The 23,386-nt window shown below is 62.3% G+C and carries 22 protein-coding genes; 15 read left to right on the top strand and 7 right to left on the bottom strand.

The genetic code is table 11. The features are described from left to right. Positions 1–118: 118 nt before the first annotated feature. The 8 genes from HX839_RS16320 to HX839_RS16355 all read left to right on the top strand — a co-directional run bounded on the left by HX839_RS16320 (position 119) and on the right by HX839_RS16355 (position 8,356). Positions 119–1,198 (top strand): serine hydrolase, encoded by a 1,080-nt coding sequence (locus HX839_RS16320; protein WP_177067335.1) that lies wholly within the window; start codon positions 119–121, stop codon positions 1,196–1,198. After that, positions 1,195–1,509, top strand: coding sequence for an amidase (locus HX839_RS16325; protein WP_177021695.1), 315 nt, complete (start codon positions 1,195–1,197; stop codon positions 1,507–1,509). Before HX839_RS16320 ends, HX839_RS16325 begins: the two co-directional genes overlap by 4 nt. A 129-nt stretch (positions 1,510–1,638) precedes the next feature. Further along, a complete protein-coding gene (locus HX839_RS16330; RefSeq protein WP_177067336.1) occupies positions 1,639–2,814 on the top strand; it encodes a M20 aminoacylase family protein in 1,176 nt (391 codons plus the stop codon). 56 nt (positions 2,815–2,870) lie between these two features. Then, positions 2,871–4,181: a citrate-proton symporter gene (locus HX839_RS16335; protein WP_008430884.1), complete on the top strand. Its 1,311-nt coding sequence runs from the start codon at positions 2,871–2,873 to the stop codon at positions 4,179–4,181. Continuing rightward, entirely contained in the window at positions 4,178–5,620 is a 1,443-nt protein-coding gene (locus HX839_RS16340) for an amidase (protein ID WP_177067337.1), read from the top strand. The genes HX839_RS16335 and HX839_RS16340 overlap by 4 nt, the downstream gene beginning before the upstream one ends. 64 nt (positions 5,621–5,684) lie before the next feature. After that, on the top strand, positions 5,685–6,455 hold the full coding sequence (locus HX839_RS16345) for a helix-turn-helix domain-containing protein (RefSeq protein ID WP_003209157.1): 771 nt from the start codon (positions 5,685–5,687) through the stop codon (positions 6,453–6,455). 160 nt (positions 6,456–6,615) lie between these two features. Continuing rightward, positions 6,616–7,197, top strand: a complete 582-nt coding sequence (locus tag HX839_RS16350; RefSeq protein ID WP_008430888.1) for a YceI family protein — start codon at positions 6,616–6,618, stop codon at positions 7,195–7,197. 1 nt (position 7,198) lies between these two features. Further along, positions 7,199–8,356, top strand: coding sequence for a phosphatidylserine/phosphatidylglycerophosphate/cardiolipin synthase family protein (locus HX839_RS16355; RefSeq protein ID WP_008430889.1), 1,158 nt, complete (start codon positions 7,199–7,201; stop codon positions 8,354–8,356). A 128-nt stretch (positions 8,357–8,484) separates the two neighbouring features. Here HX839_RS16355 and bglX read toward each other — a convergent pair whose 3' ends face one another. Continuing rightward, positions 8,485–10,776: a beta-glucosidase BglX gene (gene bglX, locus HX839_RS16360; RefSeq protein WP_177067338.1), complete on the bottom strand. Its 2,292-nt coding sequence runs from the start codon at positions 10,774–10,776 to the stop codon at positions 8,485–8,487. Between the two features lie 214 nt (positions 10,777–10,990). Here bglX and HX839_RS16365 point away from each other — a divergent pair, with 214 nt between their 5' ends. From HX839_RS16365 to HX839_RS16380, 4 genes are read left to right on the top strand one after another with little or no spacing between them, the layout of a single operon-like run. Further along, a complete protein-coding gene (locus HX839_RS16365; protein ID WP_003209150.1) occupies positions 10,991–11,599 on the top strand; it encodes a LemA family protein in 609 nt (202 codons plus the stop codon). Continuing rightward, on the top strand, positions 11,599–12,327 hold the full coding sequence (locus HX839_RS16370; protein ID WP_177067339.1) for a YgcG family protein: 729 nt from the start codon (positions 11,599–11,601) through the stop codon (positions 12,325–12,327). The genes HX839_RS16365 and HX839_RS16370 overlap by 1 nt, the downstream gene beginning before the upstream one ends. A gap of 28 nt (positions 12,328–12,355) precedes the next feature. After that, positions 12,356–12,973, top strand: a complete 618-nt coding sequence (locus tag HX839_RS16375) for a TPM domain-containing protein (protein ID WP_003209147.1) — start codon at positions 12,356–12,358, stop codon at positions 12,971–12,973. Positions 12,974–13,014: 41 nt separating this feature from the next. After that, entirely contained in the window at positions 13,015–14,232 is a 1,218-nt protein-coding gene (locus HX839_RS16380) for an SAM-dependent methyltransferase (RefSeq protein ID WP_102606424.1), read from the top strand. 109 nt (positions 14,233–14,341) lie between these two features. Here HX839_RS16380 and HX839_RS16385 read toward each other — a convergent pair whose 3' ends face one another. After that, positions 14,342–15,241: a DMT family transporter gene (locus HX839_RS16385; RefSeq protein WP_177067340.1), complete on the bottom strand. Its 900-nt coding sequence runs from the start codon at positions 15,239–15,241 to the stop codon at positions 14,342–14,344. Positions 15,242–15,551: 310 nt separating this feature from the next. Between HX839_RS16385 and HX839_RS16390 the strand changes: the two genes are divergently transcribed. After that, positions 15,552–16,133, top strand: coding sequence for a DJ-1/PfpI family protein (locus HX839_RS16390; RefSeq protein ID WP_008430897.1), 582 nt, complete (start codon positions 15,552–15,554; stop codon positions 16,131–16,133). Between the two features lie 16 nt (positions 16,134–16,149). Further along, positions 16,150–16,467 carry a ribbon-helix-helix domain-containing protein gene (locus HX839_RS16395; protein WP_177067341.1) on the top strand — a complete coding sequence of 106 codons (318 nt, stop codon included), beginning with the start codon at positions 16,150–16,152 and terminating at the stop codon, positions 16,465–16,467. Between the two features lie 105 nt (positions 16,468–16,572). Here HX839_RS16395 and HX839_RS16400 read toward each other — a convergent pair whose 3' ends face one another. The 5 genes from HX839_RS16400 to HX839_RS16420 all read right to left on the bottom strand — a co-directional run bounded on the left by HX839_RS16400 (position 16,573) and on the right by HX839_RS16420 (position 22,668). Then, positions 16,573–19,131, bottom strand: coding sequence for a TonB-dependent receptor (locus tag HX839_RS16400; RefSeq protein ID WP_003209136.1), 2,559 nt, complete (start codon positions 19,129–19,131; stop codon positions 16,573–16,575). A gap of 128 nt (positions 19,132–19,259) precedes the next feature. Then, entirely contained in the window at positions 19,260–20,228 is a 969-nt protein-coding gene (locus tag HX839_RS16405) for a FecR domain-containing protein (RefSeq protein ID WP_177035415.1), read from the bottom strand. Next, a complete protein-coding gene (locus tag HX839_RS16410) occupies positions 20,225–20,764 on the bottom strand; it encodes an RNA polymerase sigma factor (protein ID WP_087692632.1) in 540 nt (179 codons plus the stop codon). Before HX839_RS16410 ends, HX839_RS16405 begins: the two co-directional genes overlap by 4 nt. A 206-nt stretch (positions 20,765–20,970) precedes the next feature. Next, positions 20,971–21,858, bottom strand: coding sequence for a dihydrodipicolinate synthase family protein (locus tag HX839_RS16415; protein ID WP_134325867.1), 888 nt, complete (start codon positions 21,856–21,858; stop codon positions 20,971–20,973). Positions 21,859–21,885: 27 nt separating this feature from the next. Further along, positions 21,886–22,668: an aldolase gene (locus tag HX839_RS16420; RefSeq protein ID WP_177067342.1), complete on the bottom strand. Its 783-nt coding sequence runs from the start codon at positions 22,666–22,668 to the stop codon at positions 21,886–21,888. Positions 22,669–22,772: 104 nt separating this feature from the next. Here HX839_RS16420 and HX839_RS16425 point away from each other — a divergent pair, with 104 nt between their 5' ends. Further along, the gene (locus tag HX839_RS16425; protein ID WP_087692630.1) at positions 22,773–23,315 is read left to right on the top strand and encodes a helix-turn-helix domain-containing protein; all 543 of its coding nucleotides are present in this window, start codon (positions 22,773–22,775) and stop codon (positions 23,313–23,315) included. Positions 23,316–23,386 lie beyond the last annotated feature (71 nt).

Here is a 23,386-nt window from a genome sequence, read left to right on the forward strand (position 1 = left end):
AACCATAAGCAGCCGTTACCTAAACAACGGATATGTACTCCCCCCAAGGGCCCCGTAACAAAACCGTCATCCCCCTGGGCTAGCCTCGCGGGCTCGAATGCCCTGAGTCTCAAAGTCCATGTTCAAAGGCCTGCTCTACGCCGCGCTGCTGTTCACCCTGACAGCCCAAGCCGAAACCTGGCCGGAGAAGGATTGGTCCCAAGGCCTGCCCCTGACCGGCCCAGCCGCCAAGGCCCTGGACGACTACGCCTTCCCACCCCGCGATGACACCACCCGCAAAGGCGTCCGCACCGACGCCTTGCTGGTCATCCGTGACGGCCAGATCATCTACGAACGCTACGCCGCCCCCACCACCGCCAGCACCCCGCACCTGACCTGGTCCATCAGCAAAAGCCTGATGGCCACCGTGCTCGGCGTGGCCTTCGGCGAAAACCGCTTCAAACTCACCGACCCCGCCGCGCGCTTTTACCCGCCGATGAAACAACACCCCGGCGTGACCATGGCCGACCTGCTGCACTGGGCCTCGGGCCTCGACTGGCAGGAAGACTACGAATACGCCCCGCTGAAATCCTCGGTGGTCGCCATGCTCTACACCCGCGGCCACCACGACATGGCCGAGTTCGCCGCCGACACCGCGACCTCCAGCGCCCCCGGCCAGGCATTCCGCTACTCCAGTGGCGACAGCAATATCCTGTCCGCCACCCTCAAGGGCATGCTCGGCCACAAGGCCTACGTCGACTACCCATGGACCGCCCTGTTCCAGCCACTGGGCATCCACAACGCCACCTGGGAAAGCGATGCCGAGGAAACCTTCGTCGCGTCCTCATATGCCTACCTCACCGCCCGCGACCTGGCCCGCGTCGGCCTGCTGATGCAGCGCGACGGCCGTTGGGGCGAGCAACAATTGCTGCCCAAGGAGTGGGTCGCGTTCAATCGCCAACCGTTCGACAAGTACAAGGCGGGCCAGGACGAAGCCGTTCCGGGCGGCCAATGGTGGCTCAACCGCGAAGTGCAGGGTGCCGCCAGACCCTGGCCGGACGCGCCCGCCGACACCTTCGCCGCCCTCGGCCACTGGGGGCAGGCGCTCTACGTGATGCCCGAAAAACAGCTGGTCATCGTGCGCTACGGTGACGACCGCGACGGCAGCTATCGCCACAACGAACTCCTCAAGCGCGTCCTTGCAGCGGTGCAACCATGATCCGCCGTCATCCCTTCGTCAGTCTGTTGATCCTGCTGTTACTCGTGTTGCTCGGCTGGGTCTGGCACGAGCGGGTCAACCTGCAAGCCTTCCCCGACATCATCGCGGCCTACACCGCCAAGGAGTACTGCTCCTGCCGATATGTGGAGGGTAATCCCGCTGATTATTGCCAGGGTTATGTGAAGCAATACGTGCCCACCAGCGCCTTCACCGACAACCCTGAAAAACACCTCGTGACCGCCAGCGGCCTGGGCCGCGCCCACAGTGCCCAATGGCTGGGCCAGCGCGAGGGCTGCCGCCTCTTGCCCTAATGCAGCCACAGGTGGGGCTGAGGTTCCACAGGGTGGAACCACCTTTGATTGTCCTCCTGCGCACATCGCGGTTATCTGGCGGTGTGCAACGAAAAAGAACGGGAACACCCGCCTGCGAGGAGAATCACCATGAGCCCACACCAGCACATTCTGGATTGGCTGAGCGATGTCGCCAGCGACCTGCACGCCGTGCGTCAGGACATTCACGCCCACCCCGAACTGGGTTTTGAAGAAAACCGCACCTCCGCCCTCGTGGCGCAATCGCTGCGTAACTGGGGCTACGAAGTCCATACCGGCATCGGCCAGACCGGCGTGGTGGGTGTGCTGCGCAATGGCAGCAGCTCGCGCAAGCTCGGTATCCGCGCCGACATGGACGCGTTGCCGATCATCGAAAACACCGGCGCCAGCTACAGCAGCCAACACGCCGGCTGCATGCACGCCTGCGGCCATGACGGCCACACCACCATGCTGCTGGGCGCCGCGCGTTACCTGGCCGCGACCCGTCAATTCGACGGCACCCTGAACCTGATTTTCCAGCCCGCCGAAGAAGGCCAGGGCGGCGCCGAAGCCATGCTCGCCGACGGCTTGCTGGAGCGGTTTCCCTGCGATGCACTGTTCGGCATGCACAACATGCCGGGCCTGCCCGCCGGCCATCTGGGCCTGCGCGTTGGACCGATGATGGCCTCCCAGGACCTGCTCACCGTGACCCTCGAAGGCGTCGGTGGCCATGGCTCCATGCCGCACCTGACGGTCGACCCGCTGGTGGCCGCCGCCAGTATGGTCATGGCATTGCAGACCGTGGTGGCGCGCAATATCAATGCCCAGGAAGCCGCCGTGGTGACCGTCGGTGCCCTGCAAGCGGGCCAGGCGGCCAACGTGATTCCCCAGCAAGCACTGTTGCGTTTGAGCCTGCGTGCCCTGGATGCAAACGTGCGTGAACTGATGCTGGCGCGGGTCAAGGCGATCATCCTGACCCAGGCCGCGAGCTTCGGCTGCACCGCGCAGATCGAACATCGCCCGGCCTATCCTGTGCTGGTCAACCATCCCGAAGAAACCGAATTCGCCCGCCAGGTCGGCGTCGCCCTGCTGGGTGAAGATGCCGTCGACGGCAACACCACCAAGCTGATGGGCAGCGAAGACTTCGCCTGGATGCTGCAACGCTGCCCCGGCAGCTACCTGTTTATCGGCAACGGCGTGTCGCGGCCGATGGTCCACAACCCCGCCTATGACTTCAACGACGACATCCTGTTGACCGGCGCCGCCTACTGGGGCGCGCTGGCCGAGAGCTGGCTCAAGCCCGCCTGACGACCTCTTTTTTCTGCCGCTGGACCCTTTCCCGACTGGTTGAATGGAGTGTTCCCATGCAGGCTTCAAAACAAGGTGTATCCCGCACCCGCCAGGTGGTGGCGGCGGTGATCGGCAATGCGCTGGAATGGTATGACTTCATCGTCTACGGCTTTCTCGCCAGCATTATCGCCCGGCAGTTTTTCCCCTCGGAGGATGAATACGCCTCGCTGCTGATGGCCCTGGCCACCTTTGGCGTCGGCTTCTTCATGCGCCCGGTGGGCGGGATTCTGCTGGGCATGTATTCGGACCGCAAAGGCCGCAAGGCCGCGATGCAACTGATCATCCGGTTGATGACCATCTCCATCGCCCTGATCGCTTTCGCCCCCAGCTATGCTGCCATCGGCATGGGCGCGCCGATGCTGATCGTGGTTGCGCGCATGCTCCAGGGCTTTGCCACCGGCGGTGAATACGCCAGTGCCACGGCGTTCCTGGTGGAGAGCGCGCCGGCCCATCGCAAGGGCCTGTACGGTTCCTGGCAGTTGGTGGGACAGTGCCTGGCGGTGTTCGGCGGCGCGGCGATGGTGGCGTTGGTCACGCACTTCTTCGAGCCGCACACCCTTGAAGTCTGGGGCTGGCGCCTGCCGTTCATCTTCGGCTTGCTGATCGGTCCCGTGGGCTTGTGGATCCGCCGGCACATGGAAGACCCCGAGGAATTTATCGAGGCACGCAAACAGGCCAAGGGTGCGGCGCCGAGCTTGATGGACGTCATCCGCGACCACCGCCGCAGCATCTTGGTATCGATGGGCCTGGCCTGTGGTGCAACGGTGTCGTTCTACGTGGTGCTGGTGAACATGCCGACCTTTGCCCACAAGAACCTCGGCCTGCCTTTGGACCAGGTGTTGATGGTGCAGATGTTCGCGGTGGCGCTGATGACCGTGGTGATTCCGCTGTCCGGCCTGCTGTCGGATCGGTTCGGTCGGCGCCCGGTATTGATGGCGTTCACCCTGGCGTTTTTTGTGATGGTGTACCCGCTGTATGTGTGGGTCGCGGCGGCACCGTCCATCGAGCGTTTGCTGGTGATGCAGGTGATGTTGTGCACTGCCATCGGCGGCTTTTTCGGCCCGGCGCCGACGGCCCTGGCCGAGCAGTTTCCCATCGAAGTACGCTCCACCGGGGTGTCGGTGGCTTACAACGTGGCGGTGATGGTATTCGGGGGCTTTGCGCCGTTGATCGTCACCTGGCTCAGCAAGGTGCTGGGCACGCCGGTAGCCCCGGCATTTTATGTGCTGTTCGCTTGCGTCCTGACGCTGCTGGGCACTTACTGCATGCATGAGGCGCCACGGGCGAAACGACCGGCGCCGTTTTCCAGCGAGGTGAAACCTTGAGTATTGTTGAACTGGATGCCATCGAACTGTCTCGGGCGATCCATGCGCGGCAGGTGTCCTGCCATGAAGTGATGCAGGCGTATCTGGCCCAGGTCGAACGCTTCAACCCGACGGTGAATGCGCTGGTCTCGCTGCGCTCCCATGAGGACGTGCTGGCCGAAGCGACGCAGCGTGATCGCGAGTTGGACCAAGGCCAATCCCGTGGCTGGATGCACGGCATGCCCCAGGCCATCAAGGACCTGGCGGCGACCCAGGGCCTGCGCACCACCCTCGGTTCGCCGTTGTTCGCCGAGCATGTTCCTCAAGAAGATGCGATCAGCGTGGCGCGGGTTCGGGCCAGTGGCGCGATCATCATCGGCAAGACCAACGTGCCGGAATTTGGCCTGGGCTCGCAGACCTACAACAGCGTGTTCGGTACCACCGGCAACGCCTATGACCCGCGCCTGGTGGCCGGTGGCAGCAGCGGCGGCGCGGCGGTGGCGCTGGCATTGCGCATGCTGCCGGTAGCGGATGGCAGCGACATGATGGGCTCGCTGCGAAACCCGGGGGCGTTCAATAACGTATTTGGCCTGCGTCCGTCCCAGGGTCGGGTGCCTCACGGGCCGGCGCCGGAGCTGTTCGTCCAGCAACTGGCCACGGAAGGCCCGATGGGTCGCAGCGTGGCGGATGTGGCGCGGCTGCTGAGTGTGCAGGCCGGCTACGACCCTCGGGTGCCGCTGTCGCTCAAGGAGGATCCGGCGGTGTTGGGTGAGCCATTGCAGCGCGACTTCAAGGGTGCACGCTTGGGCTGGCTCGGGGATTACAACGGTTACCTGCCGATGGAAGACGGCGTGATGAGCCTGTGCGAATCGGCCCTCAAGGACTTCGCTGCGCTGGGTTGCGAGGTCGAGCACTGCCAACCGGAATTTTCTCTGGAACGCCTGTGGCAGACCTGGCTGGTGCACCGCCATTGGCTGATCCAGGGCTCCCTCGGCGCGGCGTACGCCGACCCGCAAAAACGTGCACTGCTCAAGCCGGAGGCGCAATGGGAAGTGCAGGGCGGATTGCAACTGAGTGCGGCGGACGTTTACCAGGCTTCGATCAACCGCAGCGACTGGTACCGCGCCCTCGGCAAACTGTTCGAACGTTACGATTTCCTGTTGCTGCCCACCGCCCAAGTGTTCCCTTTCGATGCACAACAAGCCTGGCCACGCCTCGTCGCAGGGCGCGAGATGGACACCTACCATCGCTGGATGGAAGTGGTGATCGGCCCCACCCTGGCCGGCCTGCCGAGCATGAGCGTGCCGGTGGGTTTCAACCCCCGGGGCTTGCCCATGGGCCTGCAGATCATCGGCCCGGCCCAGGCGGACAGGACAGTGTTGCAACTGGCGTACGCCCACGAACAACTGACCCGCTGGGTGCAGCGGCGCCCACCCGCTTGCCTCTCGGCGACCGGTTGAGCCGCGACGGGCCTGTATCTTGCTGTGAAATCAGATCATCCATCGGCATCAAGGAGATCGACACATGGGCAGCGACGCCGAGACGGGAACCGTACGCTCAGTAGGGCGGGCACTGGCGATCATCGAATTGCTCGGCGAGCATCAGGCGCTGGGGCTGGAAGAGTTGCATTACCTGACTCACCTGCCCAAGGCCACGGTCTCGCGGATGCTGCTGACCTTGCAGGAACAGGGCTGGATCTATCGTGGGCTCAGCGACCGGCGTTACCGCCTGCGGGCCAGACGGTTGTTCGGCGACACCCAGCAACGCTTCAAGCGCCAACTGGTGGAAAGCGCCGCGCCGTGGCTGCTGGACCTCAGCGAGCGCACCGGCCTGGTGGTGGACCTGTCGAGCTTCGACGGCGAGCGCCTGGAAGTGATGGAAAGCGCGATCCCCACGGTGCTGCGCAAGCTCTACCCGAACAATTGCCAGATCGTCGGCCAGCATGCCAGCCTGTTTCACTCGGCCATGGGCAAGGCGTGCCTGGCGCAATTGTCGGCGGATGAAGTGCAGCGCCTGGCCGGTCGTGAGCATGTGGCGGAAGACGATCAATACCGGGCGTGTGAACAATCCCAGCACCAGGGGTTTGGCCAACGCACCGAAGGCTACTGGGAATACCCGGTGCGCCTGCCGTTCCTGATTCGCGCGGTGGCCTTGCCGGTCCGGGCCAATGGCCGGTTGGTGGGCAGCATGGCGCTGCATTGGCCGATGGATCAGGCACCGGTGGAACGGGTGCTGAGCCTGCACCTGGCCAGCCTGGAGTCGACGATTCGCGATGTGCAGCAGGCGTTGGCCTGACCACCGTTCCCCCGTAGGAGCGAGCTTGCTCGCGAAGAACTCACAGGCACCGCGTTCATTCAGAATGCCCGCGTCATCGTTGGCAACCTTCGCGAGCAAGCTCGCTCCTACAGGAGGTCTTTGTTACTGTTCGCCCAGGTTTTTTGCCCCAAGAGTCTTTATGTCCCTGTTCAAACCCATGGCCTTCCTGCTGCTGGCCGCTGCCGCCGTGCCTGCCCATGCCGACTGGTACCTGGACAACGAGTCCTCGCGCCTGTCGTTCGTCACCACCAAGAACACCGACATCGCTGAAGTGCAGCGCTTCCTGGTGCTGCATGGCAAGGTCGACAGCAAAGGCGCGGCGCAGCTGGAAGTCGAACTGGAGTCGATCAACAGCGGCATCCCGCTGCGCGACGAGCGCATGCGCAATGAGCTGTTCGAGATCAAGACCTACCCGGACGCGGTGATCAATGCGCAGATCAACCTGCAACCGATCAACGACCTGGCCCCCGGCGCGCAATACGAGCTGCGCCTGCCGCTGTCGGTGACCCTGCACGGCAAGACCCAGACCTACAGCACCGAATTGCTGGCGACCCGCCTGGATGACCGACGCTTCCAGGTGGTCACCCTGGAGCCATTGGTGGTGCACGCCGAGGATTTCGATTTGCTGCCGGGGGTAGCCGCATTGCGCAAGGCCGCCGGGCTGTCGCAGATCAGCCTGTCGGTGCCGGTGGGTGCGGTACTGATTTTCACGGCGCGCTGACATGAGCGGCGCAGTGTTCCCGTGGCGCAGCGCCAACCGTTTCGAGCTGATGGTCGACGGCCCGAGTTTCTTCCCACGCATGCTGGAAGGTATCGCCCAGGCTGAGCAACAGGTGGCGCTGGAGCTGTATCTGGTGGAGGCGGGCGCGTGTGCCGAGGCGATGGTTCAGGCCCTGGTGGCGGCCGCCGAACGTGGCGTGCGCGTACGTTGCCTGTTCGATGACTACGGCAGCCTGGCGTTTACCCTGGGCCTGCGTCGGCGGTTGATCGATGCCGGGGTGGACCTGCGATTCTACAACCGCCTGAGCTGGCGCCGCTGGATGCGCAACCTCTATCGGGACCACCGCAAGCTGTTGTTGATCGACCAGACCATCGCCGTGGTTGGCGGCACCGGCGTGACGGATGAATTCTGGACGCCTGGGGAAGACACCGCCGATTGGCACGAAGTGATGGTGCAGATTCGTGGCCCGCTGGTGCTGGATTGGCAGGCGTTGTTCGACCGTCAGTGGCTGGCGAACGACGATCGTAGAGCCTGGAAACCGGCCACGCATTTTGGCCTGCCACGGTTGCCCAAGGTGCCAGCGACAGGACCGGGGCTGGGGCGTGTGGCCTATGCCGACGCCCGCCAGCATCGCGATATCTTGCAGTCACTGATCCGCGCGCTGAACAGCGGCCACCAGCGTATCTGGCTGGCCACGCCGTATTTCCTGCCGACCTGGAGCGTACGGCGTGCCCTGCGCCGGGCGGCGGGGCGCGGGGTGGATGTGCGTTTGCTGTTGACCGGGCCACGTACCGATCACCCGTCGGTGCGGTATGCCGGGCACCGTTACTACCCGCGTTTGCTCAAATCCGGGGTGCAGATCTTTGAATACCAGCCGTGCTTCCTGCACTTGAAAATGGTGCTGGTGGACGATTGGGTGAGCATTGGCTCGTGCAACTTCGACCACTGGAATCTGCGCTTCAACCTGGAAGCGAACCTGGAAGCGTTGGACCCGGAATTGACGTTGGCAGTGGTGGGGAGTTTCGAGCGGGATTTTGCCCTGAGCCAGGCGGTGAGCCTTGAGGCATGGCAGTCGCGGCCGTTGTGGCGGCGGGTGAAGCAGCGGGTGTGGGGGTGGATTGATCGGTTGGTGGTCAACCTGCTGGACCGCCGCGGATAAGCCAGAATACCCCAATCAAATGTGGGAGCGGGCTTGCTCGCGAAAGCGGTGTGTCAGTCACCTGATGTATCAACTGATCCACCGCATTCGCGAGCAAGCCCGCTCCCACATTTTGACCGGGCAAGACTTTAGAGCAGTTCGAAGCTCTGCTGCTTCACATCCTGCGAATCCAACCCGATCTGCACATTGAACTCGCCCGGCTCAGCCGCAAACTTCAGTTGGGTGTTGTAGAACTTCAAGTCTTCCTCGGTGATGGTGAAGTGCACCGCGCGCTCTTCGCCCGGCTTGAGCATGATCTTCTGGAAGTTCTTCAATTCCTTCACCGGGCGGATCATCGAGCCGGCCACGTCCTGGATATACAGCTGCACCACGGTTTCGCCATCGACCTTGCCGGTGTTTTTCACCACCACGGTGGCGTCGAGCTTGCCGGTCTTGTTCAGGGTGGTGGACGACAGCGCCATGTCCGACAGGCTGAAACTGGTGTAGCTCAAGCCGTAACCGAACGGAAACAGCGGCCCGGTGGTGTCATCGAAGTACTGCGAGGTGTAGTTGCCCGGCTTGCCCGGAGTGAACGGCCGGCCAATGCTCAGGTGGTTGTAGTAGGTCGGAATCTGCCCCACCGAACGCGGGAAGGTGATCGGCAGCTTGCCCGACGGGTTGTAGTCACCGAACAGCACGTCAGCGATAGCGTTGCCGCCTTCGGTGCCGGCGAACCAGGTTTCCAGGATTGCGTCAGCCTGTTCGTTCTCCTCGACAATCGACAGCGGACGGCCGTTCATCAACACCAGCACCAGCGGTTTGCCGGTGGCTTTCAAGGCCTTGATCAGGTCGCGCTGGCTCTGCGGGATGTTCAGGTCGGTGCGGCTCGACGATTCGTGGGACATGCCACGGGACTCGCCCACGGCGGCCACGACCACATCGGCGCCTTTGGCGGCCTTGACGGCTTCGTCGATCATGTCCTGGGACGAGCGCGGGTCATCCACTACTTCCGGGGCATCGAAGTTCAGGAAGTTGAGGTAGTCGACGACTTTCTTGTCGTTGGTGATATTGGCGCCACGGGCATAGATCACCTTGCCCTTGTCGCCGATCACGGCGTTCATGCCGTCCAGCAGGGTCACCGATTGCGCGGGTTTACCGGCAGCAGCCCAGCTGCCCATCATGTCGATCGGCGCCTTGGCCAGCGGGCCGACCAGGGCGATGGTCGCGTCCTTTTTCAGCGGCAGGGTGTTGTTCTGGTTTTTCAGCAGCACCTGGCTGCGGCGTGCCACGTCACGTGCGTCGGCGCGATGCAGGCGGCTTTCGGCGTAGGTGTCGGCCGGGTCATCCTCGGCCTTGCCGATGCGCAGGTACGGGTCGGCGAACAGGCCCATGTCGTACTTGGCGCCGAGCACTTCGCGCACGGCATTGTCGATGTCGCTCTGTTCGATCTCGCCGGACTTCAGCAGGCCTGGCAATTCCTTGCCGTAGAGCGAGTCGTTCATGCTCATGTCGATGCCGGCCTTGATCGCCAGCTTGGCGGCTTCACGCCCGTCCTTGGCCACGCCGTGCTTGATCAGCTCGAAGATCGCACCGTGGTCGCTCACGGCCAGGCCCTTGAAGCCCCAGTCCTTGCGCAGCAGGTCGTTCATCAGCCAGGTGTTGGCGGTGGCGGGTACGCCGTTGATCGAGTTCAGCGCAACCATCACGCCACCGGCGCCGGCCTTGATGGCGGCGTGGTAGGGCGGCAGGTAGTCCTGGTACATCTTGACCGGGCTCATGTCGACCACGTTGTAGTCGCGACCGCCTTCCACCGCGCCATACAGGGCGAAGTGCTTGACGCTGGCCATGATGCTGTCGGCCTTGGCCGGGCTGCTGCCCTGGAAGGCCTTGACCATCACTTCGGCAATGCGCGAGGTCAGGTAGGTGTCTTCGCCAAAGCCTTCGGAGGTACGGCCCCAGCGCGGGTCGCGGGAGATGTCGACCATCGGCGCGAAGGTGATGTCGAGGCTGTCGGCGGCAGCTTCCTGGGCGGCGATGCGCCCGGAGTGGCCGATGGCGTCCATGTCCCAGCTGGAAGCCAGGGCCAGGCTGATGGGGAATATCGTGCGGTGGCCGTGGATCACGTCATAGGCGAAGAACATCGGGATCTTCAACCGGCTGCGCATGGCTGCGTCCTGCATCGGACGGTTTTCCGGGCGGGTGATCGAATTGAAGGTGCCGCCGATGCGACCGGCGGCGATTTCCTTGCGGATCAGTTCGCGGGGCATTTCGGGGCCGATGCTGATCAGGCGCAATTGGCCGATCTTCTCATCAAGGGTCATCTGCTTGAGCAGGTCACTGACGAAGGCGTCCTTGTCCTTGAGCACTGCGGGCTTTGTTTCGGCTAATACGGAATGAGTGGCCAAACTGACAACAAGGCCCAGCAAACACAGCTTCTTCATGAAAATCCTTTCTCGCAGCCTTGGGACCGGAGAGCGTCTATTGTTGTTCGGGTGTTGTTCAGATAAATACCGCACACTTCTGAACTCTTATTGGCGCTGGGCATCTTTTAGCTGATTGGCACGATGCAATCCAGTGGGTGGTGGCGGATTATGCCCTAAGCCCGTGGCTAACGCGTCAGTCGGTAAATTTCATAGGTTTGGCAGGAGAAACACCATGCAAGCAGCACAAGGTTACCGTTGGGGCTGGAAGGCCGTGGCATTGATACTGGTGAGCACCGTGCTGAGCGGTTGCGGCATCAACAAGATCCCGACCCTGGACGAACAGGCCAAGGCGGCCTGGGCCCAGGTGCAGAACCAGTACCAGCGGCGCGCCGACCTGATCCCCAACCTGGTGGAAGTGGTCAAGGGCTACGCCGCCCATGAACAGGACACCCTGACGGCCGTGATCGAAGCGCGGGCCAAGGCCACCTCGATCCAGGTGGACGCCAGCACCCTCGACAATCCCGAGAAACTCAAGCAGTTCCAGCAAGCCCAGGACGGTTTGAGCGGTGCCCTCAGCCGTTTGATGGTGGTGTCCGAGCGCTACCCGGACCTGAAGGCCAACCAGAACTTCCTGGCCCTGCAATCCCAACTTGAAGGCACCGAAAATCGCATCGCCGTGGCCCGCCGCGACTTTATCCAGGCAGTGCAGGCCTACAACACCGAGATCCGCACCTTCCCTGGCCGCCTGTGGCACAGCGTGATGTACAGCGACTTGCCGGTCCGCGCCAACTTCGAGGCCACCAGTGCCGATGCCGATAAAGCGCCGCAAGTGAAATTCTGATGGGCAAGCGCGCTTGGCTGATGGCGGCGGTGCTGCTGGCCTTCAGCCTGACCGCCCAGGCCGCCCTGAATTTCCCGGCCCTGACCGGACGGGTGGTGGACAACGCCCAGATGATCGACCCGGCCGTGCGTGCGCAGCTGACCCAGCAGTTGCAGGCGCTGGAGCAGACCAGCGGCGACCAGATCGTGGTGGTCACCGTGCCCGACCTGCAAGGCGTGCCCATTGAAGACTTCGGTTATCAAATGGGCCGCGCGTGGGGCATCGGCCAGAAGGGCAAGGACAACGGCGCCCTGCTGATCGTCGCCCGGGATGAGCACAAGATTCGCATCGAAGTGGGTTATGGCCTGGAAGGCGTGCTCACGGATGCGCAGTCCTGGGTGATCATCAACCAGGTGATCGCCCCGGCGTTCAAGGCGGGCAACTACAGCAAGGGCATCAGCGACGGCGTGGCGGCGATGCTGCAGGTGGTGGGCGGCGATCCGCTGGCCGTGCCGGCGCATGTGTCCGAGGCCAACTTCGCCAAGCAAAACCCGGGCATTTCCATTGGCCTGTTCATCCTGTTGCTGGCAGTGTTGTGGCTGTGCAATCGCATGGGCCTGCCCGTTGGCGCTATCCTGCTGGCGATTCTCAGCAGCAGCGGTCGTGGCGGCGGGGGAGGTGGCGGTGGCGGTGGCTTCAGGGGCGGCGGCGGTGGTTTTGGCGGCGGTGGCGCCTCGGGCGGCTGGTAATGACAATAACTAGAGAGCATCAACAACCATGGCATTACTGAGTCAACACGAGCAACGCCAGGTCGCCGAGGCGATCGCCCGGGTCGAGCAACAGACCGACGCCGAACTGGTGACCGTGCTCGCGGCCCGCGCCGACGACTACGCCTACATCCCGCTGCTGTGGGCCAGCCTGCTGGCGCTGGTGGTGCCGGGGATCATTCACTACCTGTCGGGCTGGTTGACCATGTACACCTTGCTGCTGGCGCAGTGGGGCACGTTCGTCGTGCTGTGCCTGGTGTTCCGTTTGCCCAGGGTCACCACGCGACTGATCCCGCGCTCGGTGCGCCATTGGCGCGCGTCCAACCTGGCACGGCGGCAGTTTCTCGAGCAGCACCTGCACCACACGCTGGGCAGCACCGGGGTGCTGATTTTTGTCAGTGAGGCCGAGCGGTATGTGGAAATCCTGGTGGACAAGGGGATTTCCAGTCGCCTGGATGACAGCAGTTGGGATGCGATCGTCAAGGACTTCACCCGCCAGGTGAAGCAAGGCCAGACGTTGGCCGGGTTTGTGGCGTGTATTGAGGCTTGCGGGGAATTGCTCAGGGAGCACGTACCGGTGACCCACGCACGCAATGAGCTGCCGAATCGGTTGGTGGTGTTGGAGTAGTGTAAAATTCCCGGCATTCCCTGCCCGAGGCGTTTTTGTTCATGTCTGCCACCGCTAAACCTGCCAGCCCCGCGCCGGATCATCACGCGCAGTTCCTCGAACTGCTGAGCGCGAGCCTTGAGCAAAACGCCTTTATCAAGCTGGTGCTGGCCAAGTACGTCGGCACCGAGCCTGATCTTCAGAAGCTGATCATCAAGCAGCTGACGGTCAAGGATCAGCCTTGCCTGTCCTTCGTCTATCGCTACAAGACCCGCGACATCACCAAGAACTTCTCCCTGGCCGACGGCGTGGCGGCAATTGCCGAGTTGTTGCCGGCGGCGTTCAAGAATGCGCACCTGCTGTCGGTGACCGACGAAGCCCAGCTGGAATACAGCAAGAAAAACAAAAGCTCACTGTTCAAAAGCAAGCCGCAGCAACTGCGCGAAGCGCCGTCTGCCGAGCACAACCGCGAGAAGAATCGCTTCCTGGACCTGACCCGGCCCTTCCTCGCCGACCTTGGTGTGACCAACGCCAAACACGAGCTGATCCCGGCGATGTCGCGCAAGTGGAAGCAGATCAACAAGTTCATCGAAGTGTTCAGCCATGCGCTGACCACCTCGCCGCTGAAGTTGGACCAGCCGGTGCGGGTCGCGGACTTTGGCTCGGGCAAGGGCTACCTGACGTTTGCCATCCACGACTACCTGCGCAACACCCTCAACGCCGACGGCGAAGTCACCGGCGTGGAACTGCGCGAAGACATGGTGACCCTGTGCAACAACGCCGCCGCCCGCCTGGACCACCCGGGGCTGGTGTTCAAGTGCGGGGATGTGCGCAGCGTCGCGCCCAGCGAACTGGACGTGATGATCGCCCTGCATGCCTGCGACATCGCCACCGACTACGCGATTCACACCGGCATCCGCTCCGGTGCGTCGATCATCATGTGCTCGCCGTGCTGCCACAAGCAGATTCGCCTGCAGATCCAGAGCCCGGCGCTGCTCAAGCCGATGCTGCAATACGGCCTGCACCTGGGCCAGCAGGCGGAAATGGTCACCGACAGTTTGCGCGCGTTGTTCCTTGAAGCGTGCGGCTATGAGACCAAGGTGTTTGAGTTCATCTCGTTGGAGCACACCAACAAGAACAAGATGATCCTGGCCGTGAAGCGTGCCGAGCCGGTGGACAACGCTCAACTCCTGGAGAAAATCCAGGAGCTCAAGGCGTTCTACAACATCACCGAACATTGCCTGGAAACCCTGCTGCGGTCGGAAGGTTACCTCGCCTGAGTACGACGCAAATCAAAAATGTGGGAGCGGGCTTGCTCGCGAAAGCGGTGTGTCAGTCACCTGATGTATCAACTGATCCACCGCATTCGCGAGCAAGCCCGCTCCCACATTAGATCGCGCTAGCCTTGGGAGCTGGCGCAGGCTTCACGCTGGTCTTGCGCCCCAACATCACCGTCACAATCACCCCGCAGGCAAACAGCCAGGTAATCGGCTCGATGTGTTCACCAAAAAACAGCGCCGAAAACGCGATGGTGAAAAAGATCTGCAACAGCTGAATCTGGCTGACCCGGGCGATGCCACCCATGGCGAGCCCGGCGTACCACGCAAAGAACCCCAGGAACTGCGAAAACAACGAGACATAACCAAACGCCCACCAGGTGCGCATGGAGATCGGCCCTTCGTGTTGCAGCGCCAGGTAGGCCACCGGCCCGATCAATACCGGCGTCGACAGCACCAGCGCCCAGCAGATTACCTGCCAGCCGCCCATCTCCTTGGCCAACCGGCCGCCTTCGGCATAACCCAAGCCACCCACGGCAATCGCCCCGAGCATCAACAGGTCGCCCGCCTGGATGCTGCCGGCTCCGGTGATCAACGCATAACTCAGCACCAGCGCACTGCCCAGCGCCGCGCAGGCCCAGAAGGCCTTCGACGGACGTTCATGGGACAGCCACGCCGCATACAGCGCCACGCACAGCGGCTGCAACCCGTTGACCAGCGCGCCATGGGACGCGGGCAAGGTTTGCATGGCCCAGGCCGACAACACCGGGAAACCCAGGATCACCCCGGCAATCACCAGCGTCAGCCCGCGCACCTGGCGCCAGGTGGGCCAGCGCTCACGGCGCCACAGCAACAGCACCGCCGCCGGCACCGCCGCGAACAACGCCCGGCCCAGGCCATTGAGCAACGGGTGGATTTCCTGCACCACGATACGGGTGAAGGGCAGGGTGAGGCTGAAGATGACGACACCCAGCAGGCCGAGGGCCATGCCGGTATTTTCGCGGGAGCTCATGGAAGGAACCAGAATCGAATGGGCCGGAAGTGGACGTTCATCTAGCCACAAAGCCCCGCAAACGCGCGCTTACAGCTGGGTGCAGATTGGACCGTACAGTTTGTGTAGGAGCGAGCTTGCTCGCGAAAAACCTGAGAGCGTCGCGGGCTGTCTGGTTACCCGCGTTATCGTTAACGTGCTTCGCGAGCAAGCTCGCTCCTACAGAGGGCTGGTCCGCAATGATGTAGTAGCGGGCCATTACCCGGCTCATCGGCACAGGTCTATCTTGGCTACTCCTATCTGCCCAACCGTTCAACCGGAGGAATGTCCCATGGCCGCGAAAAAAATCCTGATGCTGGTCGGCGATTACGTCGAAGACTATGAAGTGATGGTGCCGTTCCAGGCGCTGCTGATGGTGGGGCATACCGTGCACGCGGTGTGCCCTGACAAGGCTGCCGGCCAGACCGTGCGCACGGCGATCCACGACTTCGAAGGCGACCAGACCTACAGCGAAAAGCCCGGGCACCTGTTCGCCCTGAATGCGGATTTTGCCAAGGTGAACGCCGCCGACTACGACGCGCTGCTGGTGCCGGGTGGCCGTGCCCCTGAGTACCTGCGGCTGAACGAAAAGGTCCTGCAACTGGTCAAGGATTTCGATCAGGCTGGCAAACCCATCGCTGCCGTGTGCCATGGCGCTCAACTGCTGGCGGCTGCCGGGATCCTGGAAGGCCGCGAGTGCAGCGCCTACCCGGCGTGCGGGCCGGAGGTACGACTGGCGGGCGGTACGTTCATCGATATCCCGGTGACCGACAGCCACGTTCAAGGCAATCTGGTGACGGCCCCGGCGTGGCCGGCGCACCCAAGCTGGCTCGCGGGTTTCCTCGGACTGCTGGGCACCAAAATCACCCTGTAAAGCGGAGGTCATCGCCATGTGCGAACTGTACGTCAAGGCCGACCCGATTCTGTACGAATCCCGCTCGCGCTCCCTGCGCATCTGCGGCGTGGTGACCACCGTGCGCCTGGAAAACCAGTTCTGGGACATCCTCAGCGAAATCGCCGAGGTGGATGGCATGACCACCAATCAACTGATCGCCAAGCTGTATGAAGAAGTGATGGATTACCGCGGCGAAGTGGTGAATTTTGCTTCGTTCTTGCGGGTGAGTTGCACGCGGTATTTGAGCAAGCAGCGGGTTTACGCCCCAGAGCTCAGCCTTGTGAATACAAGAAATGGCGCGCAGAAGATCTGAATGTGGGAGCGGGCTTGCTCGCGAAGGCGGTGTGTCAGGTAACTCATGTACCGACTGATCCAGCGCTTTCGCGAGCAAGCCCGCTCCCACATTGATTAGGTGGGGTCAGAAGAACCGCGTCACACTGATCTTCGCATCCCGGCCCTTGGTGTAGGCGCGGTCGCCGCTCAGGGCCGGTCGGAAGTTGTTGTTGAACAGGTTGTCTACGGTGAAGTTCACCTCGGTACCCTTGAGGTAAGCCTGTTGCGGCTTCCAGCTGGCGAACAGGCCTTGCGTGTTGTAGCGCTTGTTGCCGTACTGGTCGTAGAACAGGTCGCCGATGCTGGTGCCCGGGCCGCCGGAATACTTGTCGCTCGGCAGGCGGCTGGTGGCGCCGATGAACTGCCCTTGCCAGCCTACCCGCATATCCAGGCTCGGGATCTTGGTGCCGAGCACCACCACCCATTTGGTTGGCGGAATGTCCCGCGCCCAGACGTCCGGCCCCCACGGGTTGGTGTAGGCGCCTTCATGTTTACCGGTGGTGTAGGCGAACGATACCGAGCCGAACACGTAGGTGGAGTCATAGAAACTCTCGGCCTCGAAACCCTTGATGGTCATGCCGCCGATGTTGCGGTAGTTGGACATCGCGCCCGGCGGGCAGGCGCTGGAAATCGTCCCGCCGTTGACCGCCTGGTTCTGGCAGCCCACGCCCGTGGCCTTGAAGATTTCGTCCTCGACCTTGTTGTGGAACAGCGTGGTACGCAGTTGCAGGTTGTCGCCGTGGGCGAACACGTCGGCGAAGCTGGTGACGTTGCCCAGGGTGATGGAGGTGATGCGCTCCGGGTCCAGGTCCAGGCTGGTGGCGGTGCGGCTGCCCAGGCCCTGGACTTCATACTGCTCGTCGATCACTGGCGCACGCCAGGTGCGGCTCCAGTTGGCGAACATCGCCACGTTCGGGGTGATGGTCCAGTACGCCGCCAGGCGTGGCGACCAGCCGGTGTAAGTGCGGTCGCTGTAGTCATGGCCGATGGCCGGGTCCGGGTTGCTGTAGTACGGCGCGTCGTTGGCCTCGCCGCGGTTGCGCACATGGTCATAGCGCATCGACGGGGTAATGGTCACATCGCCCAGCGTCACCGCGTCCTGGATAAAGAAGCTGTTGGTGTCGACCTTGCCATGGGGCATGAAGCCCGGCTGGAAGTGCCCGTAGTTGTATTTCGGGGTGTTGTAGGTGGCGCCGGGCATCCACATTTCGGTTTCCCGGGTGTGCTTGCGGATTTGCACACCGGTGGTCACCGCGTGCTGCAACGCACCGGTGGAAAACAGGCTGACGTTGCGTACGTCGAGGTTCTTGTCGTTATAGGAGGTGTCCATCTTGCGCCCGCCGGTGGCCAACTGGAAAAACGCCGTGGCGTCGCGCTCGTCGGTCTGGTCGGTATTGGATTCGGAGTACTTGATGGTCAAGTCCACCAGCGGGTTATTCATCGGCTGGTATTCGTACTTGCCGGACCAGGTGGTGTCGACGGTATTGCGGTTGGCCAGGAAGCGTTTCAGCGCGGCTTCGTAGCCATAGCGGTCGATGTTGGCCTGGGTCGGCGGCGTCGGGTAGCTGGCGGCAGAGAAGGGCGTCCAGCGCTGGCTGTTGGAGCGCGAATACGACAGACCCAGGCTTTGCTCATCGGTGAAGTGAGCATTGAACTTGAACAGTTTTCCGTCCACATTCTGGGCGCTGTTGGGCAGGCGCTTGGGGTTGATCGGGTACTGGTTGTTGTCGTTGGGCAGGGTGGCAGCCAGTTTCATGTCGCCGCCGTCGCGCTGGGTCAGGTAGGCCAGGGCGTCGAAGCGGCCGTCATCGGTACGCCCGTAAACGGCACTGCTGTAGACCTGCTCATGGTCGTTGCTGGAGTAGCCGTATTTGAGCATGGCACCGCTGTTGCGCCCGTCCTTGAGCAGGTCCGGGGCATCCTTGGTGGTCATGTTGACCGTACCGCCAAAGCCGCCGTTGCCGCTGAAGGGCGAGTTGGGGCCTTTCTCCACTTCGATGCTCTTGATCAGCTCGGGCTCGATAAACACAGTGCCCTGCTGATAGCGCTCAAAACCGCTTTTGGTGGCGCCATCGACGGTCAGCGGCACGTCTTCGGCGTCGCCGAAACCACGGATGTTGATGGTCTGGCCACCGGGCTTCAGCGAGCCGCCCTGGCTGATGCCGGGCAAGGTTTGCAGCAGGCTGGGAATGTTGTTGGACTGGTAGCGGTCGATGTCCGCCTGGGTCAGGGTGGAACGGCCGACGGTGGTGGAGTCGACCTCGTTGCCGGTGCCGATCACGCTCAGGGCGTCGAGCTGGATCGCGCTGCTGTTGGTGGTCTTGCCCTCTTCGGGGCGTACCACGTAAGTGCTGCCGACCTTGAGCAATACGAACTCGCCGTCCTTGAGCAGGGTGCGAATCGCCACTTCCGGTGTGAAGTCGCCATTGAGGGCCGGCGCCTGGATATTTTTCAGCAGCGCTTCATCGAACAGCAGCTGGATTTTCGCCTGCTGCGCCACCTGGCTCAGGGACGTGGCCAGGGACTGGGCCGGCAGTTGCAGCTTGAACGACTCGGCCTGGGCACTCAGGCTGAAGGCCAGGCAGGCGGCAATGGCGGTGGGTCGAAGAAACAGGTGCTGAACGTGGCAAGGCGCGCGAAACATGAAATCCCCCGGAGTAGCCAAATGGCCAGAAAGGTGTGCGTATCAAACGCAGACCCGAGGAAGACGCGGCAGGAAAAATAATCCTCACATGCGAATGCAAAATATTCTCAAATAAGAATTCCGCGGGGCTATTTGCGCGGTTCGATCCTGATATTGCCGTCGGCCAGGGCCACGGTTTTCACCGGCAATAGCGCCGGCAGGGCGTTGAGCAGGGCGTCCGGATCATTCACGTCCAGATTGCCCGAGACCTTCAGTTGCGCCACCGCACTGTCCACCAGCAACGGCGCCTGGGGCCGGTACAGGCTTAACTCATCCATCAGGCTGGCCAGCTCGCGATTACGAAACGACACGTGGCCGCCGCGCCAATCGGCGACCTCGCCGGCAGTGAGGGTTTGCTGCTGCAGCGTGCCTTTGGCATAACTGAACGTAGCGCGCTGATCGGCGCCGAGCAGGGTGGCCGGCAGCCTGGTATCCGGATCGAACGCCACTTGCCCATGGGCCACGCTGACCACCAGTTGCTGCTTGCTGCGCCGCACATCGAAGCCGGTGCCGACCACCCGCACATTGGCTTCACCGGCCTGCACGAACAGCGGACGCTCCTTGTCGGGCGCCACCTCGATATACAACTGGCCCTGATCCAGATGCACGATGCGCTGGTGACTGTTGAAGTCCACCCGCAGGCGCGTATTGGCGTTGACGTACAAGGTGCTGCCGTCAGGCAAATGCATGGTGCGCATTCCTTTGGCATGGGCCGCGACCTGGGCGTGGAACAGCTCGCGCGGGGCGCCGATGTTGCTCGCCAGCACGGCACACACCAGGGCGGCAGCCACCGCCAGGGCCGGGCGCCACACGGGTGGTTTGCGCACGGGCAGCGGTGTCGGTTTGTTCAGTTGCTGCAACTGGGCCAGGTCGGCCCACAGCTGTTCGAATTCGGCGTAGGCGCGGGCATTGGCCGGCTCGGACTGCCAGGCGGCAAACGCCTTGCGGTCGGCGCGACCGGCGTCATTGCGGTTGCGCGCAAACCAGCTGGCGGCCTGGGCATCGATGGAGTCGCTGGCCTCGATGTCACAGGTGTCGATGTCGCTCAGGCGGGTCATTCTGGCTGCTCCTTGCCCTGTTCTTGTTGAAGTCGCTGCTTGCAATGCAGCAAGGCAAAAGCGATGTGCTTTTCCACCATGCTGACCGAAACGCCCATGCGCTCGGCGATCTGCGCCTGGCTCAGGCCTTCGAAGCGGTGCAGCATAAGGGCTTCTCGTCTTCTCGGCGAGAGTTCAGAGAGGACTTCTTTCAACTGTTCCAGGCGTTGCAGGCGTTGCGCGGCGGCCATGGGATCGTCTCGCGAGTCGCTGACAGGTTCGGCATCCAGTTCGGCCTGTTGCTGGTGGACGGTGTGCCGCACCTTTTGTTTGCGCCAGTGATCGCGCAGCAGATTGCGCGCCATCTGGAACAGAAACGCCCGTGGCTGCTCGACCTGAGCCCGGTCGCGGTAGTCCAGCCATTGGGTGAAGACATCCTGGGTCATGTCTGCCGCGTCGCTGGCGTTGTCCGTGCGTTTACGCAGGAAATGCAGGATATCTGCATAAAACCCGCGAAAGGCATCGGCCGACAGTGGGTCGGGCTTGGGACGAGACATGGATATCCTTCTTGACGAAGCACGACGTGGAAAAGTCGTGAATGATATCGAGAATTATTGTCATTTGTCTCTATTGAAAATCCAAGGTTGGATGCGGACTAAACATGGGAGCGGGCTTGCTCGCGAATGCGGTGAGTCAGTCGACCTATTAATTGACTGACCCACCGCATTCGCGAGCAAGCCCGCTCCCACATTTGGATTGCGTTTCAGCGCAACAGGGTCAGTAGCTCTTGCAACTGAACACGGCCTGCCTCAGCCAGCGGAAACACCGGCAGCCGTGGATCCCCCGACTCCAGGCCCGTCAGCCGCAAACCGGCCTTGATCGTCGCCGGCAAGCCACCTTTGAGGATGAAATCCAGCAACGGCAACTGGCGATAAAACAGCTCCCGCGCTTTCTCCAGGTCATTGGCCAAAACGGCTTCATACAAATCCAGGTTGAGCTGAGGAATCAGATTCGGCGCCGCCGTGCACCAACCTTTCGCACCCGCCGCAAACGCCTCCAGTGCCAGCGGATTGCAGCCGTTGTAGAACGGCACCTGGCCCTCGCTGCGCCGGTGCAATTGATGCATGCGCTGAATATCCCCGGTGCTTTCCTTGACCATGGTCACGTTGTCGACGCTGTTGACGATGCGCAGGATCAAGTCCACCGACATGTCGGTGCCACTGGTAGCCGGGTTGTTGTAGAGCATGATCGGCACGCCGATGCTGTCGCCAATGGCCGCATAGTGGGCGAGGATTTCCGCCTCGCTGAGTTTCCAGTACGAGGCCGGCAATACCATTACCACGTCCGCGCCGTGGGCCTCGGCAAACTGCGCACGACGCACGGCCTTGGCGGTGGTCAGGTCGGAGACGCTGACGATGGTCGGCACACGCTTGCCCACCTTCTGGATGCTGTAGGCGGCGACTTCATCCCACTCTGCATCACTGAGATAGGCGCCTTCGCCGGTGCTGCCCAACGGTGCGACAGCGTGCACGCCGCTGTCGATCAGGCGGTCGATCGAAAGGCCCAGGGCGTCGAGGTCAATGCGCTGTCCGTCCGTGCTGAACGGGGTAATGGTGTAGCCGATAATGCCGTGAATAGAAGGGCTGGACATGGAAAGGTCTCCGGTCGAAAAAGGGTTTCAGTTCAGGCAATCGGCGTGTTGGCGCAGGTTCTGCCGAGCGTAGTAGTTGAACGCGGCGCCGTGGCGCTTGGGCTTGGAAATCCAGTCATGGGCTTCACGGCCCAGTTCCGGCAGGATCGGCTTGATCGTGCCGGCGGCCATCGCCAGCAGCTGCAACTTGGCCGCGCGCTCGATCAACTGCGCGATCACACAGGCTTCCTCGATGCTCGCCCCAGTGGACAATTGGCCGTGGTGGGAAAGCAGAATCGCGCGTTTATCCCCCAGGGCAGCGGTGATGATTTCACCTTCTTCGTTGCCCACCGGCACCCCGGGCCAGGCTTCGAGGAATGCGCAATCTTCGTACAACGGGCAGAGGTCCATGTGGGACACCTGCAACGGCACTTCCAGCATCGACAACGCAGCGATGTGGGTCGGGTGAGTGTGGATGATGCAGTTCACGTCCGGGCGACCGCGGTACACCCAGCTGTGAAAACGGTTGGCCGGGTTGGGCATGCCATGGCCTTCCAGCACCTCCAGGTCTTCGTTGACCAGCAACAGGTTGCTGGCGGTGATCTCATCAAAACCCAGGCCCAGTTGTTGGGTGTAGTAGGTGCCAGGTGCCGGGCCACGGGCGGTGATCTGCCCGGCGAGGCCGGAGTCGTGGCCGTTTTCGAACAGGATCCGGCAGGTCAGCGCCAGCTTTTGCCGGTCGGTCCACGTATTATCCGCCAGGGTGTTTTGCATCTGGGTCAGCGCCTGCTTGACCAGTTGGTCTTTCGAGAGTGCTAATGTCTTGGCCATATCAGTGTCCTTGTTCGTCGCAAATGACACTAAAGAGACTATATGACACAAAGTGTCATTAGCAAGCATTCATCATCGCCTCTTTAATGGATTAACCGCTGCGCATGTCTATCCGTTTGAAAATATTGAGAAAAAAACTTGGTGTGACGTTGGAGTCGCTCGCGGAAAAATCCGGGATGACCAAGAGTTACCTGTCGAAAGTCGAGCGCGGGTTGAATACGCCGTCGATTGCGGCGGCGCTGAAACTGGCCAAGGCGTTGAATGTGAAGGTCGAAGAATTGTTCAGCGAGGACAATGTCAGCCTCGACAGCTACAGCCTGGTGCGCAGCCACGAACGGCAGGCGTTGTCGGGCACCGATGCGTCACCGGGTTACGCGGTGTTGGCGCATCAGGTCAGTGAGCGTAGTTTGTTGCCGTTCATCATTTACCCGCCGGCGGAGTTCACCGACAAGACCTTCAAGGAACATTTGGGGGAGGAGTTTTTGTTTGTGCATGAAGGCCAGGTTGAGGTGGACTTCATGAGTGAGCGGGTGGTGTTGAATCGGGGGGATGCGTTGCATTTCAATGCGCAGAAGCCGCATCGGATTCGGTCGGTGGGGGAGGTTCAGGCGCAGCTTTTGGTGGTGGTGCATAGTGCTGAAGCGTGATGGTGGGGGTGGGGGTGGGGGCATATCCGTTATTTGGGTAACGGCCGCCTAGGGTTCCGCTCTTACAGCGG

The sequence above is a fragment of the Pseudomonas sp. I8001 genome, from assembly GCF_013385345.1.
Classification (GTDB): Bacteria; Pseudomonadota; Gammaproteobacteria; order Pseudomonadales; family Pseudomonadaceae; genus Aquipseudomonas.